The organism is Streptomyces sp. AA1529, assembly GCF_000280905.1.
Taxonomy (GTDB): domain Bacteria; phylum Actinomycetota; class Actinomycetes; order Streptomycetales; family Streptomycetaceae; genus Streptomyces.
Map to the genome: position 1 here is coordinate 54,867 of NZ_ALAP01000098.1, position 17,298 is coordinate 72,164.

The window sequence follows — 17,298 nt, forward strand, 5'->3', positions numbered from 1 at the left end:
GTGCGTGCTCCGGAGGATGCCCTGCCTCCGGCTGGTGCCGTGCCTCCGGCCCGTACGGAACGGCCCGGACAGCGGCGACGGTCAGCGTGCTCCCGCTCGGACCATGCCGCCCGCCATGTGCCGGGGCTGCTCCGGCAGATGCCGGGCCGGACCCGCGGTGGACGCCGTCGCACGCGTGGCCGGGCGCCCCGGCGAGGGTCCGCTCGCCGCGCTCGCCTGAGCTCGGCGCGGCTGCGCCCCGACGCCGTTCTGGACGTCCATCACCGCGTGCGCGACGAGGCCGCCCATCGGATCGTGCCTGATCAGGTCCCGCAGCCGGGAGCGGCAGGACCGTCCCTCGTTGCCGGGGTAGAGGTGCTTGCCGAGTCCGACCGCGTGGGCCAGCGCGGCGAGCGCCGCTGTCCGTGGGTCCGGTGGGACCCCGGTGCGGATCGCGGTGTCGAGCCGGGCCCTGATCTCCCGGCTGATGGCTGTCTCCGTCGCCTGGTAGCGCGTCGTCGGCAGCACTCCGCACATCTGGCCGGAAACGGCGTGCACCATGCCACACCGTTCCAGATGTGTGAGATAGGTTTGGCGCAGCCCCAACCGGGGCCCGCCGATCCAGTGGACCGCGCGCACCGGGCTGCCGCGCCTGCGCAGCAGTTCCAGCGCCGAGTCCAGCGTCGGATCTCCGGTCGGCCGTGGCAGCACCACGGCGATACGATCCCCATCAGGGGCTATCCGTCCGGCCAGAGCCAGCTCCACTAGCTGCGCTCCGGCCAGGCCGAGGTCGAGCGACTGCGGCTGCGCCGTGGTACCCGTGGCCGGGTCCAGGGCGAGCAGCAGCAGCTCCTCGGGAATTGTTCTGCGGCTCCTGCCCATCCATGCCTCCCCGCGTGGATGAATGACAGGGTGACCCCTCTCACAATGGTCTGTCGAGAGTGCGCGGACCTTATGGGAGGGAACCAGTAGGTATGTCGTTCTCGTCTGCTGCAAGGGGAGGCCCAGGAGGCCACCCTCCGGGGGAGTGCCGCCACGCCGGTGGCGCCCTCGGTGCATAGGACACTGTTAACTGGTATAGCGAGCGGCGAGCAGCAGCATCAGGAGGCATCGGTGGCGGGCGAATCCCCCGACAGGTCGGAGCGGGAGAGGTCGTCGGGGGAGACGACGGGGAGCGGCGGGTCGGTTGCGCGACCCGACGAGACGGCTGAAAAGAAGCCGTCACCGGGCTCCGCAGGGCAGAACGGCGCGGGTACGACGACCCAGGACGCCGCACCCTCGGTGATTCCCTCCCCTGCGCCCCCCGCCGGGGAGCCGGACAGCACGACAGGAGCGGACGAGCCGAGCGGGGCGTCCGGGCCCGCTGAGGATGCTGCGGACTCGGAGGATTCGGCGGAGCCGGACGAGACCGCGGACTCCGACGGCGCCGCGGCGCGGGGCGACGCCAAGGACGAGCGGCTGAAGTCCGCCGTGGCCGCCTGGGTGTCGGGCGACAGCGCTCCGGAGCGGCCGGACGGCACCTCGGACGGCGCAGGCGATGCCCCGGACGGTGCCTCGGACGGCGGGGACCGCGACGCCGCCGGGAGGGCCGGGAAGGCTGCCGACGGTGTTTCCGGCACCGATCTGCCCCACCGGCCGAAGCCGGAGGGCGAGACGGCCGCGGACGCCTCCGCGGGCACCGCCTCGGGAGCTGCCGCGGACAAGGGCGCCGACGCGGCGGCACCGGCCGCGCAGGGCGACGCGCCGACCGCCATGTTCGGCGTCGTCCGGCGCGCAGGCGACACCGCGGACAAGAGCGACGACACCGCGGCCGCCGACCGTGCCGAGCGGTTGACCTCGGCCTTCTTCGGGTCCTCCAAGGGCGCCGGAGAAGCCGGGGACGGCGGCGAGGCCGACGGGGCCGACGGGGCCACCGGGAACGGTGGCCGCGCGAAGGCCGTCGACCAGCCGACCGCCGTCTTCCGCACGCCGGACACGAAGCCGGGCGAGGGGCCCGCCGGTGTCGACGGCGGCAAGAGAGCGGCCCGGCCCGAGCAGCCCGGAGGAAAGGGTTCGGCTGCCCCCGCGGGCGCCCCCGACCCCCGCGCACGGGGCGGCGAGAGCGACACGGCCGGCGAGAACGGCAAGGCCGACGAGGGCAAGGCCGACGAGGACCGCAAGGCCGCGAAGGGCGACGGGGAGGCCCGGCGGGACGGATCCGCCGAGGGCCGGACCGGCGCCTCGGAGCCGGACGCCGAGCGGACCAGCCAGTTCGTGCCGCTCCGGTCCACGGACGAGCCCCGGACCGCCGCCCAGCCGGCCCCGCCGGAGGCGGAAGCCGCCGCGGCGGCTCCCGGCAGACCGGCGTCGCCTCCGGCGCCCCCCGCCGCCACCACGGCGAACCCGTGGGCGACTGCCTCGGCCGCGCCGCCCGCCGCGGGCACGTCCGGCACGCAGGCACCGGCACCGAGCCCGGCGGAGAGCGAGCCCGAGCGCACCCGGCAGCAGCCGATGCCGGGCAGCCCGGAGGCGGCGGGGAGCGGTGGCGGTCAGCAGCAGCCGCTGGACCTGCTGGCGCAGCTCACCAACAGCCCGCCGCCGCCCGAGACGCCGATGCGCACCTTCACCCGCCGGTTGAAGATCTGGACGCCGCTGGTGCTGCTCCTCGTCGTGGTCTTCGTCGTCGTGCAGGCGGTGCGCCCGCTGCCGGATCCGGAGCTGTCGATGACGGCTTCCGGCACGTACACCTTCAAGGGCTCCGAGCCCGCCATGCCCTGGCCCTCCGAGGGGCAGGCGGTGATCGACGTGGACGGTCTCGGTTCGTTCGGCAGCCACGGCAAGCAGAAGCCGGTGCCGATCGCGAGCGTCGCGAAGGTGATGACCGCCTACGTCATACTGCGCGATCACCCGGTCAAGAAGGGCTCGAAGGGCGAGATGATCCCTGTCGACCAGAAGGCCGAGGACGAGGCGGGGCTGAGCGCGCAGAACGAGTCGACCGTCAAGGTCGAGGCCGGTGACAAGATCACGCAGCGCGAGGCGCTCGACGCCATCATGATCGCCTCCGCGAACAACGTGGCCCGGCTGCTGGCGCGTTGGGACGCCGGGTCGGAGAAGGCGTTCGTGAAGAAGATGAACGCGGCCGCCGAGGACCTGGGCATGACCAACTCGCACTACACCGACCCCAGCGGACTGACCGCCTCGACGGTGAGCACCGCCGCCGACCAGGTCAAGCTGGGCAAGAAGGTGATGGAGAGCCCGCTGTTCCGCGAGGTGGTGCGGCAGCCCTCCTACCAGGACGCCAACGGCAAGAACCAGTCCAACTGGAACAGGCTGGTTCCGATGGACGGTGTCGTGGGCATCAAGACGGGCACGACGACCAAGGCGGGCGGCAATCTGCTGTTCGCGGCGGAGAAGGAGATCGGAGGCACCAAGCAGTTGATCATCGGCGCGGTGCTGGGCCAGTACCAGCCCTCGATCCTGGACACCGTGCTCGCAGCGAGCAAGAAGCTGATCGATGCCGGCCAGGACGCGCTCACCGCGCGGAAGGTGGTCGAGAAGGGCCAGGTCGTCGGCTATGTGGACGATCAGTTGGGCAATCGGACCCCCGTGGTGGCCACCAAGGACGTGACCGCCGTGGGCTGGCCCGGCCTCAAGGTGAAGCTCGCACTGACCGACAGCGGGAAGGCGATCCCGCACGAGGCCGGTCCGGGCACCAAGGTCGGCAGCCTGACCGCCGGTGACGGTCCGGGCCAGGTCAAGGTGCCCGTCGCGCTGCAGGACGACCTGACGGAGCCCGGGTTCGGGGACAAGCTGGCCCGCGTCGGCTGAACCATTCCGTGCCGCACTGCGTCCCCCGTTCCGGTCGGCATTTCCGGCTCACGGCTCGCCCGAGCCCCGCGCGACCCGCGGCGTATGCGCCGCAGCGCGTGGGGCAGGGGGCGAGCGCGGGGGTGTCGTCCGGTAACGTCGTGCGGATCTGTGCCGCACATCCGTACGGGGAGGACTGGGAGAGAGCGCAGTGGCCACTGTGCACCCATCGCGGACGCCGGAGTCGGAGCCTGACCCCGGCGCCGGTGAGATAGCCGGGAGTCCGGGCGTGGACGACGCCACGGGCACCGTTCGCACACCCGTTCCCGGGCAGCGCCCGGAGCGGAAGCAGCCGGTGCCGGAAGGCGAAACGGCCGAGAGCGCGGCGGTTGCGGACCGGTCCGCAACCGCCCCGGAGACCTCCGGCGGCGGGACGGACGAGACCTTCGGGGCCGCGGCCGGCCGCGAGGACTCCGCAACCGGGACCGGCGGCGAGGACTCCGGGACCGGTTCGGGGACGGGGCCCGGCGCGGAGACGCGCACCGCCTCGGAGCCCCCCGGGCACGGCACGGACACCGCGTCGCCGGGCGGGGCCCGGCAGCGTCGCCGCCAAGCGGTCACCCGGCCGCTCCCCGTCGTCGGCATCACGCTGGCCGTCGCGGTGCTCCTCCATCTGCTCTGGCTGTGGTTCCTCGCCAGCGGCGGCGGCGACCTGGCCGCGCAGGACGCCTGGGCCGAGTTCGCGGGCGAGCACCCGGGCTCCGCCTACAACCTCGCCTGGTACGGCGGGCTGCACCCCTTCTCCTACAGCGTCATCTCGCCCTACCTGATGGCCGTCATCGGGGTCCGCACCACGCTGATGGTCTCCGGAGTGCTGTCGGCGGGCCTGCTGTCGCTGCTGCTCGCCCGCACGGTGTCTCGGCCGCTGGTGCCCTCGCTGTGGGGCGCCTTCGCCTTCGCGTGCAACGCCGCCTCCGGGCGGGTCACCTTCGCGCTCGGGGTGCTGTTCGGGCTCGGGGCCGTGGCGGTCGTGTGGACCTGGCCGGCCCGCTGGCGCGGCGGGCGGGCGAGCCGGCCCGCGCGGTACACGCGGGCGGCGCTCGCGGTGCTGCTGGCCGCGCTGGCGACGGCGGCCAGCCCGGTCGCCGGGCTGTTCCTGGAGGTGGTGGCCGCCTCGCTGCTGCTGGCCCGCCGGCCCGCCGCGATGTTCGCGGTCGCCCTCCCGCCCCCGGCGGTCGTGGCCTGCTCGGCGCTGCTCTTCCCGTTCACCGGTGTGCAGCCGATGCCGTTCGTGTCGCTGATCTTCCCCGTCCTGGGCGCCGTCGCCGTCGTCCTGCTGGTCCCCAGGAGCTGGACGGCGGTGCGGGTCGGGGGCGCCATCTACACCCTGGGCATCGTGCTGACCTGGGCGATCCCCTCGCAGGTCGGCTCCAATGTGGAACGGCTGGGGCTGCTGTTCGGCGGTGTGGCGCTGCTGGCGGCCGTGCCGATCGTGGTGGGGCAGGGATGGCAGCCGTGGAAGTCCCGCCGCGGACTGGCCATGGCGCTGGCGCTGCTGGTGACGTTCGGCTGGCAGATCGGCAAGCCCACCTGGGACGTACTGCACACCACGCCCGACACCGACTGGTCCCGCGAGCTGAAACCGCTGCTCACCCAGCTCAGGAAGGCGGAGGCCGACCGGGCCCGGGTCGAGGTCGTGCCGGTCAACAGCCATCGGGAGGCGTCGGCCCTCGCGCCGTACGTCAACCTGGCCCGCGGCTGGAACCGGCAGGCCGACCTGGAGCGCAACCCGCTCTTCTACGAGAAGGACCTCAGCCCCGAGCGCTACCACGCCTGGCTGCGGCGCTGGGCCGTGCACTACGTCGTCCTCCCCGCCGACCCGCCCGACATCGCCGGGGGCGTCGCCGAGGCCAAGCTGGTGGGGGAGGGCCAGCCGTATCTGAAGGAGATCTGGTCCGACGACAGCTGGCGGCTCTTCCGGGTCAAGGATCCGGTGCCGCTGGTCGACGCCTCCGCGTCGGTGGAGCGCGCCGACGCGGAGAGCGTGACCGTGCGGGTGCGGGAGAGCGGGCGCGTGCTCGTGCGGGTGCCCTACTCGCCGTGGCTCGGACTCGTCGACGCGGACGGCGACCGGGTGGCGCCGCCCTCCCACGACGGCGAGAACCTCAACGGCTGCCTGCGCAAGGCCGAGCCCACCTTCGGCGGCCCGCCCCCGGAGGGGCAGGACAAGCCGGTCCTGGACACCTGGACGGTGCTGGACGCGCCGCGCCCGGGGGTCTACCGGATCGCGGCCCCCTACAAGCTGCCGCGCGGTACACCGTGCCCCGAGAACGAGGACGACGGGGACTCCGGCGACTGAGCCGCACCGAGATGTACTGAGCCGTACCGAGCCGTACCGAGGCCTATCGCTGCGGGGAGCCGGCGGGGACGGCGTCCCGGGCCGTCATTCGCCGCCGTAGTGCCGGGTGATGATCTCCAGGACGTGTCCGTCCGGGTCGAGCCAGTAGACACCGCGGCCCCCGTCGTTGCGGTTGATCTCACCGGGGCGGGTGCGCGTCGGGTCGGCGTAGTAGGTGAGCCCCGCCTCCTCGATCCGGCCGAAGACGAGGTCGAACTCCTCCTCGGAGACGAGGAAGGCGTAGTGCTGCGGCGTGATCGGGTTCTTCCCCGCGTCGGCGAAGTCGAGCGCCACGTCGTTCGCGGTGACCACCGGCAGGAACGGGCCGAACTGGGGCCGCACCTCCAAGCCCAGCAGATCGGCGAGGAACTGCGCGGACCGCTTCTTGTCGCTGGCGTACACGATCGTGTGGTTGAGCTGGACCGGCATCCCGTGTCTCCTTCTGGATCGGGTATGGGCCGGGGCCCGGTGTCCGGTACCCGGTAGGCCCCTCGCCCGGTACAACTCCGGTTCCGGCGCCGGAATGCCGGGGTCCGCCCCGGACCTTGGTCGTAGGACCGCGGACTCAGCCTCCGCCCGCGCGGCCGTGCCCCTTCCCGCGCTCGTCCCCGTTCCCGCGCTCGTCCCCGTTCCCGTGCCCGTCCCCGCTCCTGCGCTCGTGCTCGTGCTCGTCCCCGTTCCCGTGTCCGTCCCGGCCCCCGCCCTCGGCCAGCCGGCGGACGATCCGGCGCAGCTGTTCGGTGTAGAACTCCCGGAACTCCGAGGACGCCGGGTCCATGCCGAGCACCGAGCGGACCGTCTGCGGGGTCACCGCGGGGGTGGCGACGGCGCCCATCAGCAGCAGGAGGACGGCGCCGGGATCGAGCTCCGCCGCGATCTCGCCCGCCTGCTTGCGGCGTTCCATGTCCGACAGGTCCTCGCGTTCGGCCTCCGGCTCCGCGCCCGTCAGCCCCGTCCAGGCGGACAGCCGGGGGCCGCGGGGGTCGTCGAGGGCCAGGTGCAGATAGCGCGCCATCACCTCGTCCAGCGGTGCGTCCGGCCGGTTGAACGTCTCCTCGCGCCGGGCCCAGCGCCGGTTCAGCGCGTTCCACAGCCCTTCCTTGCCGCCGAAGTGGTAGGCGATCAACTGCTTGTTGAGTCCCGCCCGGTCGGCGATGTCCTGGACCCGGGCGCCGGCGTACCCCTTGGCGGCGAACTCGTCCATCGCCGCGTCCAGCAGCCGTCGGCAGGAGCGCTCGGGGTCGAGCTTGCGCTCCTCGGCGCGTGGCGCACGGCGCGGGCGGCGGGAGTCGGGCGGGGGTGCGGATGCGTCGCTCACGAGGTCCAGCGTAGCCGCAGCTCCAGCTGGTTCATCTATTCGGTTGATTTCTTCATCCAGTTGGTTGAAGAATGTGTGGCGGGGCGTCCCGCTGCCGCAGGAGCCGGAACGGGCCCCGTGTCGGAAGCCAACGCCGTACGGCCGCCGAGGTGTCGGCAGCGCCGTACGAGCCGTCGTAGCAAGGGGGAACAGCATGATTCTGGTGACCGGAGCGACCGGGAACGTCGGCCGACCGCTCGTCGAGCGCCTCACCGCCACAGGACACAAGGTCCGCGGTCTGACGAGGTCCCCGGACCGCGCCCGGCTGCCCGACGGCGCCCTACCGGTCGCGGCCGACGACCTCGGCGCCGCACTGGACGGCGCAGACGCCGTCTTCCTGAACCCCGCCGCGTTCTGGCGCGGCACCGGCGAACTGCTGCGGCTGGCGTCCGAACGCGGAGTGCGGCGGGTGGTGACCCTGTCCTCGTCCTCGGTCGTGTCCTCGGCCATGCCGCTGGAGCCGGACAACCCCATCGCCGAGCACCACCGGACGATGGAGGCCGAGGTGGAGGAGGCCGCGGCAGCCGCCGGTATGGCGTGGACCCACCTGCGGCCCGGCGCGTTCGCCACCAACACCCTCGCGTGGGCGGAGTCCCTGCGGCGGGACGGCGTACTGCGCGCCGCCTACGCCGGAGCGCACGCGGCGCCCCTCCACGAGGACGACATCGCCGCTGTCGCCGCCCTCGCGCTCACCGGGGAGCTGGCGGGCGACGGCCCCACCCCCGTGCTGACCGGCCCCGAATCGCTGACCCAGGAGGACCAGCTCCGACTCCTCGCGGAGGCGACCGGGCGGAGTCTGCGGTTCGAGGAGATTCCGCACGCGGAGGCCCGCGCCGACATGATCGCCGCCGGTACGCCGGGTGAGTTCGCCGATGTCCTGCTCCAGCTCGCCGCGTGCTCGGTCGACGTCCCCGCGGAGGTGTCACCGGGAGTCGAGCAGCTCACCGGCAGCCCCGGACGCAGCTTCGCGCAGTGGGCCCGCGACCACGTGGCGGACTTCCGCTGACCCGTGGAGGGCTTCCGCCGAAGTGCGCCGTCGCCTCCCGTGCGGGGCGCGCGGAGGCGGCGGGCACCTGCGGCCGGTACCCGTGCGGCCACTTGTGCGGCCACCCGTGCGGGTGGCCGCAGGCCGCCGCTCAGCCCTGGAGGGCAGCCGGGTCCATCCACATGACCTCCCAGATGTGGCCGTCCGGGTCGGTGAAGGAGCGCCCGTACATCGGGCCCTGCTCCATCGGGTCACCGTGCGCCGCCGCCCCGGCCGCCAGAGCGGAGTCCACCAGCGTGTCGACGTCCGCGCGGCTGTCGGCCGACAGGCACACCAGCACCTCGCTGGTCCGCGCGGTGTCGGGGATCTCCCGCTGCGAGAAGGACGTGAAGAACGGCTCCACCAGCAGCATCACGAAGATGTCGTCGCTCACCACCATGCAGGTGGCGTTCTCGTCCGTGAACTGCGGGTTGAAGGAGAAACCGCATGCGGTGAAGAACTCGACGCTGCGGTCCAGGTCCTTCACCGGCAGGTTGACGAAGATCTTCCGGGACATGGTGTGCCTCTTCTCTGCGCTGCTCCGCGCGTTCGGGCGCCACTCGGCGACGCCCCTCGGGACCGTCCCTCCTCCCGCGGCGGGGTGGAAGGCGCTACACAGGTTGGACGGCGCGCGACGGCAGAACTCATCGCAGCCGGGAAAGATTCTTCGCGGAATTTTCGGAAGCCCGTCCGAGGCACGCCGGAAGCCCGCCGAAGCCGCCGCCCGCACCGCCCACGGCGGTCGCCTCCCGGTGGTCGCCTCCCCGCGGTGACCCCGTGCGGTGACCCCCTTGCGGTGACCCCGTGCGGTCAGCGGCGGCCCGCTCCGCCGCTCTCCGCCGGAGGCGCCTCGTCCGTCTCCCCCGGGGCCGCCTCGCGGGGGCCGGGCGCGGCTGCCACCGCCTCGGCCGCGGCTGTCAGCGCGCACTCCCAGGGGAACGCGTCCGGGCGGCCTTCGCCGGGCGGGTTCGGGGTGAAGCCCTCCGCTCCGTACAGCACCCGTACTCCGGCGCTGCTCAGGGTCTCGAGGGAGCGCGCGAACTGCGGGTGACGGGCGTAGGCCGCGTTCACGCACGGCATCGTCACCAGCGGGACGCCCTTGCCGATCGCCTCGGCGGCGAACCCGACGACGAACTTCTCCGTGAGCCCCAGAGCCCACTGGTTGACCGTGTTGAAGGTCGCGGGTGCCACCACGGCGGCCGTCGCGGGCGGCCAGACGTCTGGCCCACCGGGCACCTTGTAGCGGGAGCGCACCGGATGTCCCGTCCGCCGCTCCAGCTCCGGGAGCTCTGCCGCCAGCCAGTGGGCCGCGGTGGGGGTCAGCCCCAGGCACACGTCCCAGCCGCCCCGTTGGGCGCTGCGGACGACGTCGGCGATCCGCAGCACGGGTGGCGCCGCGCAGCCGAGCAGGTACAGGACGCGTGAAGCCATGCCGCATTTCACCACGAAGCCTGCGACCGGTGCGGCCGCGCAGCCCGCAACGGCCCGCACGCCGACGGCATCCGCCGCCGCTCGTGCACCCCGGCGCGGTTTTCACACCGCGGCGCACTCGTGCAACTCGACTGCACCCGATCGAGTGGTGCTCGCGGCTGAAATCCGCCGCTGCCGCTCACCGTGCGTACGTTTCCGGGGCCATCGAGGAACGGAGCCGCGGATGCGCGGGCAGCACGAAGAACACGCGGGCGTACGTATCGCCCACCAGCGCAAGCTGGCCGGGCTGACGCAGCGCGGGCTCGCCGCGCGGCTCCCGTACTCCTACAGCTTGTTACGGCAGGTGGAGGAAGGCCGCAAGAACGCCTCGCCCGACCTGGTCTCGGCGGTGGCGCGGGTGCTGCGCATCGACGTGACGGTGCTGACGGGCCAGCCCTACGTCACCGAACTCCAGCAGGACCGCCTCGCAGCCCTCATCCGTCCGATCCGCGAGGCGCTCGACCTCTACGACCTGCACGACGTGAACGACCTCACCGACGCGCACGAACTGCGCGGCACGAGCGGGCAGGGCGAAGGCGCCGGAGTCCTGCCGCCGGCCGAACTCGCCGCCCGCGCCGACGACCTGTGCCGCATGGTGCGCGCCACGCAGCTGAGCAAGGCGGCGCACGCCCTGCCGCCCTTCATCGCGGAGGCCACCGCGGCAGCCCACCGGGAGCGCAGCACGGCACGGTGGCAGACGCTCGGATCCGCGTACCGCACGGCGCACGACATCGCCACCAAGCTCGGCTTCTACGACCTGGCCACCATCGCGCTCGACCGGGTGGGCTGGGCCGCCGAACGCGCCTCGGACCCCCTGTTGGCCGCAGTGCGCCAGTACATGCGCGCACTCTCCTACTTCCGCGAGGGGGAGCACACCATCGGCCTGCGGCTGATCGAGGCGGGACACAGAGTCCTCTCCGGAACCGGCGGTGCGGGCAGTGCGGCGCCGGAGGCGCGCGACACCCTCGTCGTGCGCGGCCAGTTGCACCTGGGTGCGAGCGTGATCGCGGCCCGCGCACACGACGGCGACGCGGTGGAGCGCCACCTGCGGGAGGCGGCCTCCTACGCCGAACGCACCGGAGAGGCCGGACGGGTGCACTGGCTGAGCTTCGGACCGGCGAACGTGGCTGTGCACGAGGTGTCCGCGCAGGTCGAGTTGCGGCGCTACGGGAAGGCGCTGGAGAAGTCCCGCGACGTCCGCCTGCCGAACGGCTGGCCGATGTCGCGGCGGGCGCACTTCTACGTGGACCGCGCGCGAGCCGAGATGGAGACGGGCCACTGCGACGCGGCACTGGAGTCCGTGGTGACGGCGCGCAGGCTGGCGCCGGAGCAGACCCGATACCACCCCGGAGCACGCGAGACCATCAACGGCCTGGTGGCCCAGCGCCGCCGCACACCCGATTCGCTGGACAACATGGCCGCGTGGCTCTGCCTGTGACGGACCGGGCAGCGGACGTGTTCATGGCCACGGTGTGCGACGGGAGTGTCACACATTGGTGACACTTTCCGGTCGGCGCCGTCGGCAAAGTGGGTCGCGTCCCCACACATGGAGACGCGTCACCACACGGAGAGAGATGCGAAGAGCGTGAGGAACGTGGAACGCGCCCGACAGCGTCGGGGACGACCGGCGCCACGCCGTGGTGGTGCCGAAGAGGCCGAAGCCGCTGAAGACGCACAGGAGAAGCCGTGACCGTGTGGTGGCCACTGCCGAAGGGCCTGGATGCCGTGCTGTTACCCGCCGGGGAGTGGTGGGACGCGGTGCGCGTCCCCGCCTACCTGGGGGAGGGGGTGCTGACCCGGCTCGGTTCCGCGTCCGGTGCGGTCATCCGCGACCCCTACGGCAGCAGGCTGTACTGGCTCGTCGAGCCGGAGAGCGCGCAGGGGTGGTCCTTCTGCGAGTTCGCCGCCGTGCAGGTGCTGGGCGAGGCGAGCTGGGTGACGGTGCCGCCCAGCAGCCGCCTGCATCCGCCCGGGCCGCACTGGGCCGTTCCCTGCACCCCGGCCGGTTCCCTGACGCCGACCGCCGCCCTGCACGCCGCCCTGCACGCCACCATCACCCAGAACCTCGGCCCCCGGCCCCGCCCCGCCCCGCCCCAGCAGGCCGCGCCCACACAGGCCGCGCCTTCGCAGGAGCGGGGCTGAATCCGCGGCGCCCGGCCGCCGCTCCGGGACGGCGAACGCCCCGGGCACGCCCGCGCATCCGAAACGTGCCGTGCCGACGGACGGTTCTGCCGCCCGTGCGGACGGCAGGGCCGCCGGACCTGCGCGTCGCCGGACTCCGCCGGAGGGCTCCCCGCGCACCCGGCGCCGGCGCCCGCACCATGACCTCGGTGCAGGCGGCGCGGCCCGGCTGCGGAATCAGCCGAGCTTCGCCGCCTGCGCGTCGATGAGGGCGGTCGGCTGCTTGTAGTCCTCGCCCCGGGTGACCGACGCGATGTTGAACGACGAGAACCCGGCGAGCGTGGTGCCCTGCCGGAAGACGACGACCTTGGTGTCGGCCGCGGAGCCGTCCTGCTTGGTGCCGATCGTCCAGGCGACCGCGTCTTCCCCGGCGGAGACCTTCTCCTCGGTGACCTTGGTGACCTGCTGCTTCTCGCCGTCGGCGGTCATCGTGAAGCCTCCGGCGCACTTCTTGCCGGCCTTCCGCAGCGTGGCGAGCGCCTGCTCGGCCCCGTCGGCGTCGTAGGACCACAGGGAGGTCAGCGTCTTGGTGATGTCGAGCGAGTCGAGCGTCGCTTCCTCGGCCTGCTTCTCCGTCATCTCGCCGAGCTCCTCCACCGAGGGCATGCCCTTCTCGGCGGCCTTGGTCTTGTGGACGACGAGCCGCTGCGCGGTCGCCGCCGGGTCGCCCGCCGGCAGGGCCGACAGCGCCTGCGCGACGGGCTTGCACTCGGCCTTCTCGACGGAGACGGAGCCCGGCTCGAACGCCTCGTCCTTGCCCGGCTTCTTGACCTCGTGGTCCTCGAGGTCGTCCTTGGTGACGACGAGCTTCTCCAGCTTGCCGGCGGACAGCGCCTTCGCCGCCGGCTTCTCGGCGCCCGCCCCGCCCTTCGCCTTCTTGTCCTCGTCGCCGCTCTCGCCACCACCGCAGGCAGTGGCCAGAAGGGCGAAGGAGACCGCGGAAGCGGTCAGGACCGTACGGCGGATAGCGACTCGCACTTGCATCTCCCTGTGCTCAAGGCTCCGTGCTCATGTGCGGCGCAGAGCTCCGCAGAACCAGACCGGCGTCCCCGGCGCGGGGATGCACACCGAGACCATCTGTATATCCATCTGTATGTCGATCGGTTATTCGCCACGTCCCGAGATGTCGCACTGTCTGCCGACGATGCCGGTGTGTGACGGGAGCACGTGACAGCAGCCCGTGACGGAAGCGCGTGAAGGAGACGAGGGACGGAGACGAGGGACGGAGACGAGCGACGGCAGTGCATGGCAATGGGGCCGGTGCCGCCCCCGCGACCGCAGGGCTTCGGCTCAGGAGGATCCGGCGACGCCGGGAATCCGGCGGTGGGTGTCCGCGAGCAGGTTCCGCATCGCCATGTGGAAGAGGTCGGCCTGGTGGTCGCCGATGAAGGAGGTGTGCCCGAACACCTCCAGGACGACGAGGCCGTGCATGTGCCCCCAGGCGCTGAAGAGGAGAGCGGCCGCCGCCGGCGGCAGCGCGTCCGGACCGCCGAGCGGCAGGCCCTCCAGGAACTCCCGGAGCGACGCCGGGACGGCGGTGTCGGCCTGCGCCAGTTGCGCTGTCGTGAACCCGTCGAACATCTCGCGCCGGAAGATGTCGCTCATCCTGCGCATCGCCTGGGTGGTCGGACCGTCGGCGGGCGCCGTGTAGTAGCGCAGCGGTGTGCCGTAGAGGAGCTGGAAGCGCTCGGGGTGGCGGATGGCCCACCTCCGGTACCCCTCCGCCGCCACGACCAGGCGCGGCACCTCGGATGCGTCCGGCGCGGCGTCGACGGCCTCCTGCACGGCGTCGGCAAGGTCGTCGTACGCCTTGGTGACCAGTGCCGTCACGAGGGCGTCCCGGCTGGGGAAGTAGTGGTAGAGCGCCTGCACGGTCATGCCGAGGCTGCGGGCGATCGCCCGCAGGGACAGGGCTCCGGGGCCCTCCGCCGCGATGTGCGACTCGGCGGCGTCCAGGATCTCCTGGGTGGCGGCGGCCCTGCGCCGCCGGCGCAGGGAGGGCGGGGCTGTGTGTCCGTCTGCGGGCATGCGGCGACGGTACGACGCCACCGGTCGTCGAGGGTCGGGAAGTCTTCGCACTGTGAGGAAAATCCAACAGTGCACCGCCCGGTTCTCACTGTCCGGTGTGCCTCCCACCGGTACGCCCCGGTGCCGCCTAGGGTGCCCGGTTCCGCGAGTCCGCTCCGTCCGGACTGCGCCGGGGCGACCGCCCGAGTGGGGTCAGCTTCGCCACCAGGGAGCGCGCACCTGCTGGTTGCCGGAGGCGGCGCAGTTGACGCCGTTGACCGCCTCCCGCCCGGCCAGGTCCCAGCCGACGACCCCCGGCCCGGTCCGGCTCAGTTCCACCACCCGCCCGCGCCGGTTCCCCTCGCCGGTGTCGATGTCGCACACGAGGACCGGGGCCCAGGCGTGGCCGTCGAAGCAGCCTGCCAGAGCGACCAGGGGCAGCGCCGAGGCGAGGAGCAGGGAGAGTGCCCCGGTGACGACGGTCGCCTTCCCACGCCATCCGGCGGCCCCGTCGCCCCCGCCGATGGCTCTTCCCCAGCGGAGCGCGTAGGCGTCAGCGTCACGGCGATTCCCCTCCACCCGAGGCTGGCCACGGTGAAGACCCACATCGGCCGTCTGCGCGCCGAACTGCGTGCCCGAGACCGCGCCCAGCTCGTGATCGTCGCCCACGAGACGGGGCTCGTGGGCGACGGCCGACGGGGCGTGAGACGGGAATGTCTGCTTTTCGCGCGGTCGTTCGCGCACGCTCGGTGCGCCGCGTTCTCCCCCAGCGGCGAAAGAACGGCGGCCGAAGTGCCACCGGCCGCCGTTCCCCTTCTTGTCGGTTCGCTCACCGGGTGCGGAGGGCGGGGTGCTGGGGGAGGCCGCCCCGTCCTCCCACGCCGCTCCGGCAGGTGTCAGCCGGAGATCTCCTTGCGGCCGGTCCCGACGCCGACGGAGATCTTGCGGGGCTTGGCACGCTCGGCGATCGGGATGCGCAGGGTGAGCACGCCCGCGTCGTAGTCCGCCTGGATGCGCTCGGTGTCGAGTGTGTCGGCGAGCGTGATCTGCCGGGAGAAGACGCCCAGTGGCCGTTCCGCGAGTTCCATCTGCACGTCGTCGGGCTTCGCCACGGGCCGGCGCTCGGCCTTGACGGTCAGCATGTTGCGTTCGACGTCGATGTCGATCGCGTCCGCGCTGACACCGGGGACGTCGAAGGCCACGACGTATTCGTCGCCCTCGCGGTAGGCGTCCATCGGCATCGGCGAGGGCCGGGACCAGGTCCCCGGGCCCACCAGGTGCTGTGCCAGCCGGTCCAGCTCGCGGAAGGGGTCAGTGCGCATCAACATCGTGAACACCTCCAGAGGGTCGGGCAGTTGCTGCCAATGCGCCTCGCAGTCATTGTTGTAGCATGTCATCCAGTAGATGACAAGCACGATGTCAACGACGCGATGACCTCCGAGGGAGGTGTCCATGACCGCAGCAGAACAGCCGCCCGCGACCAGCAACGACGCCCACAGCCCGGCGTCCTTCCTGGCCGCCGCCGCGGCCCTCAATGTCATAGACGACGCCCTGCACACCGCCCGGCACGAGACTCCTGACAGCTCCGGCACCGGACCGGAACCGGAGCAGGCCCTGGCCTCCCTGCTGCTGCTCCGGCAGGTGCGCGAACAGCTCGCCGGATGGGAGACCGGCCTGATCGAAACCGCTCGCGACGCGGGCGCCAGCTGGGCCGACCTCGCCCAGCCCCTCGGTGTCACCAGTCGCCAGGCCGCCGAACGCCGCTACCTGCGCGGCCGCCCCGGACCCGCCGGCGCCACCGGCGAACAGCGCATCACCGCCACCCGACAGGCCCGCGCCGCCAAGCGCACCACCACCGCGTGGGCCCGCCACAACGCAGCCGGCCTGCGCCGCCTCGCCGGCCAGATCTCCGCCCTCACCGACCTGCCCGCAGCCGCCCGCCACCCGCTCGGCGACCTCCATGCGGCACTCGCCCACAACGACCCCGCCGAACTCATCGCCCCGCTGGCCGCCACCCGCCCCCATCTGGCCACCACCCACCCCGACCTCGCCGCCCAACTCGACACCCTCACTCCCCCCTGACCCGCGCCCGCTGCGCCGCGACACCACTCGGTCCGGCCCCGGCGCTCCGGGGGCTCCGCTCCGGGGAACTCCGCTCCGGGAACGGGGCGCCGCCCGGAGGCAGGCCGGGCCGAGTGGTCACAGCCGAAGAAGCAGCCCTCGGCCGTACCGGATCAGCGACGTGGAGCTGTTCCGCTCCACGTCCGGCAACTCGGACGGTACGTACCGGCACCTGTCGGGTCGTGATCGGTGTGCGCCGCGGCTTCCGGGGCGGGTGGCGTGCGGGTCGAGGGGGCCGGCTCCGCGGCTGCGCCGAGAGGACCGCAGGCAGGCGGCGACGGGCCCGGGGCTCCGGCTGCGCGCCTGCCGGGCTGCCGTGTCAGTCCACGGGGAGCCGGTCCACCAGCAGCTCCACCCTCGACTCGGTGTCCTCCGGCGGCAGCCGTCCGGACCGCGTCAGGGTCGCCACCCCGTGCAGGGACGCCCAGAAGACCTCGGTGAACAGACCCGGCGCGACGCCCTCTCCGGCGACCTCGCCGAGGCACTCCAGCAGCGCGGCGAAGGCGTCCTTGAGGGGTTCCGGGGTGTCCTCCTGTGCGTACGCGAGGCCGCCGTCGAGCTGGAAGATGGCGTCGTAGACCGCCGGGTTGCGTTCGGCGAAGTCGAGGTAGGCGCGGGCGAGGGCGCGGACCCGGGCGCGCGGGCCGCCCGCGGTGGCGGTCGCGGCGCGCACCGCGGCGGCCATCTCGGTGGAGCCCTGGAGGGCGACGGCGCCGATGATCTCCCGTTTGCCGCGGAAGTGGCTGTAGAGGACAGGCTGGCTGTACTCGATGCGCTCGGCGAGCCGGCGGGTGGTGACCGCTTCCCAGCCCTGCTGCTCGGCGAGTTCGCGGGCCGTCGCCACGATGAGGTGCTCGCGCTCCGCCCGTTCGCGTTCCTTGCGTTCCTGTACCGACATGACTCGACCCTAGCACCGCTAGACATTCGAGCAATAGAAGGTCTAGCGTTGACTCATCAGCTAGCAGCACTAGATGT

Annotated in this window: 16 protein-coding genes; 6 read left to right on the forward strand and 10 right to left on the reverse strand. The window is 72.9% G+C overall.

Annotated features, from left to right (window positions below):
* Positions 1-81 precede the first annotated feature (81 nt).
* Entirely contained in the window at positions 82-861 is a 780-nt protein-coding gene (locus A949_RS0128875) for a GOLPH3/VPS74 family protein (protein WP_019359537.1), read from the reverse strand.
* Positions 862-1,260: 399 nt separating this feature from the next.
* Here A949_RS0128875 and A949_RS0128880 point away from each other — a divergent pair, with 399 nt between their 5' ends.
* Together A949_RS0128880 and A949_RS0128885 are read left to right on the forward strand one after the other, a co-directional pair.
* On the forward strand, positions 1,261-3,786 hold the full coding sequence (locus A949_RS0128880; protein WP_337463737.1) for a serine hydrolase: 2,526 nt from the start codon (positions 1,261-1,263) through the stop codon (positions 3,784-3,786).
* Between the two features lie 268 nt (positions 3,787-4,054).
* The gene (locus A949_RS0128885) at positions 4,055-6,124 is read left to right on the forward strand and encodes a hypothetical protein (RefSeq protein WP_019359538.1); all 2,070 of its coding nucleotides are present in this window, start codon (positions 4,055-4,057) and stop codon (positions 6,122-6,124) included.
* 84 nt (positions 6,125-6,208) lie between these two features.
* On the opposite strand, the gene A949_RS0128890 is transcribed toward A949_RS0128885, so the two are convergent.
* Both A949_RS0128890 and A949_RS0128895 read right to left on the reverse strand, forming a co-directional pair.
* Positions 6,209-6,592, reverse strand: a complete 384-nt coding sequence (locus A949_RS0128890; RefSeq protein ID WP_019359539.1) for a VOC family protein — start codon at positions 6,590-6,592, stop codon at positions 6,209-6,211.
* Positions 6,593-6,728: 136 nt separating this feature from the next.
* Positions 6,729-7,481 carry a TetR/AcrR family transcriptional regulator gene (locus A949_RS0128895; RefSeq protein ID WP_019359540.1) on the reverse strand — a complete coding sequence of 251 codons (753 nt, stop codon included), beginning with the start codon at positions 7,479-7,481 and terminating at the stop codon, positions 6,729-6,731.
* A gap of 193 nt (positions 7,482-7,674) precedes the next feature.
* On the opposite strand from A949_RS0128895, the gene A949_RS0128900 reads away from it, so the two are divergent.
* Positions 7,675-8,526, forward strand: coding sequence for an NAD(P)H-binding protein (locus A949_RS0128900; protein ID WP_019359541.1), 852 nt, complete (start codon positions 7,675-7,677; stop codon positions 8,524-8,526).
* 130 nt (positions 8,527-8,656) lie between these two features.
* Here the strand turns inward: A949_RS0128900 and A949_RS0128905 are convergent, their stop codons facing one another.
* Both A949_RS0128905 and A949_RS0128910 read right to left on the reverse strand, forming a co-directional pair.
* Positions 8,657-9,061 carry a VOC family protein gene (locus A949_RS0128905; protein ID WP_019359542.1) on the reverse strand — a complete coding sequence of 135 codons (405 nt, stop codon included), beginning with the start codon at positions 9,059-9,061 and terminating at the stop codon, positions 8,657-8,659.
* 293 nt (positions 9,062-9,354) lie between these two features.
* Positions 9,355-9,975: a flavoprotein gene (locus A949_RS0128910; RefSeq protein WP_019359543.1), complete on the reverse strand. Its 621-nt coding sequence runs from the start codon at positions 9,973-9,975 to the stop codon at positions 9,355-9,357.
* Positions 9,976-10,198: 223 nt separating this feature from the next.
* Between A949_RS0128910 and A949_RS0128915 the strand changes: the two genes are divergently transcribed.
* Entirely contained in the window at positions 10,199-11,452 is a 1,254-nt protein-coding gene (locus A949_RS0128915; protein WP_019359544.1) for a helix-turn-helix domain-containing protein, read from the forward strand.
* 248 nt (positions 11,453-11,700) lie between these two features.
* Entirely contained in the window at positions 11,701-12,156 is a 456-nt protein-coding gene (locus tag A949_RS0128920; protein ID WP_019359545.1) for a hypothetical protein, read from the forward strand.
* Between the two features lie 216 nt (positions 12,157-12,372).
* On the opposite strand, the gene A949_RS0128925 is transcribed toward A949_RS0128920, so the two are convergent.
* The 4 genes from A949_RS0128925 to A949_RS0128940 all read right to left on the reverse strand — a co-directional run bounded on the left by A949_RS0128925 (position 12,373) and on the right by A949_RS0128940 (position 15,530).
* Positions 12,373-13,173, reverse strand: coding sequence for a hypothetical protein (locus tag A949_RS0128925; RefSeq protein ID WP_019359546.1), 801 nt, complete (start codon positions 13,171-13,173; stop codon positions 12,373-12,375).
* 312 nt (positions 13,174-13,485) lie between these two features.
* Positions 13,486-14,223 carry a TetR/AcrR family transcriptional regulator gene (locus A949_RS0128930; protein WP_019359547.1) on the reverse strand — a complete coding sequence of 246 codons (738 nt, stop codon included), beginning with the start codon at positions 14,221-14,223 and terminating at the stop codon, positions 13,486-13,488.
* Between the two features lie 192 nt (positions 14,224-14,415).
* Positions 14,416-14,871: a hypothetical protein gene (locus A949_RS39810; protein WP_019359548.1), complete on the reverse strand. Its 456-nt coding sequence runs from the start codon at positions 14,869-14,871 to the stop codon at positions 14,416-14,418.
* A gap of 227 nt (positions 14,872-15,098) precedes the next feature.
* A complete protein-coding gene (locus tag A949_RS0128940; RefSeq protein ID WP_019359549.1) occupies positions 15,099-15,530 on the reverse strand; it encodes an Hsp20/alpha crystallin family protein in 432 nt (143 codons plus the stop codon).
* Between the two features lie 124 nt (positions 15,531-15,654).
* Here A949_RS0128940 and A949_RS0128945 point away from each other — a divergent pair, with 124 nt between their 5' ends.
* Complete coding sequence (locus A949_RS0128945; protein WP_019359550.1) at positions 15,655-16,284, forward strand: hypothetical protein; 630 nt, start codon at positions 15,655-15,657, stop codon at positions 16,282-16,284.
* Between the two features lie 358 nt (positions 16,285-16,642).
* Here A949_RS0128945 and A949_RS0128950 read toward each other — a convergent pair whose 3' ends face one another.
* Positions 16,643-17,221: a TetR/AcrR family transcriptional regulator gene (locus A949_RS0128950; protein ID WP_019359551.1), complete on the reverse strand. Its 579-nt coding sequence runs from the start codon at positions 17,219-17,221 to the stop codon at positions 16,643-16,645.
* Positions 17,222-17,298: the final 77 nt, after the last annotated feature.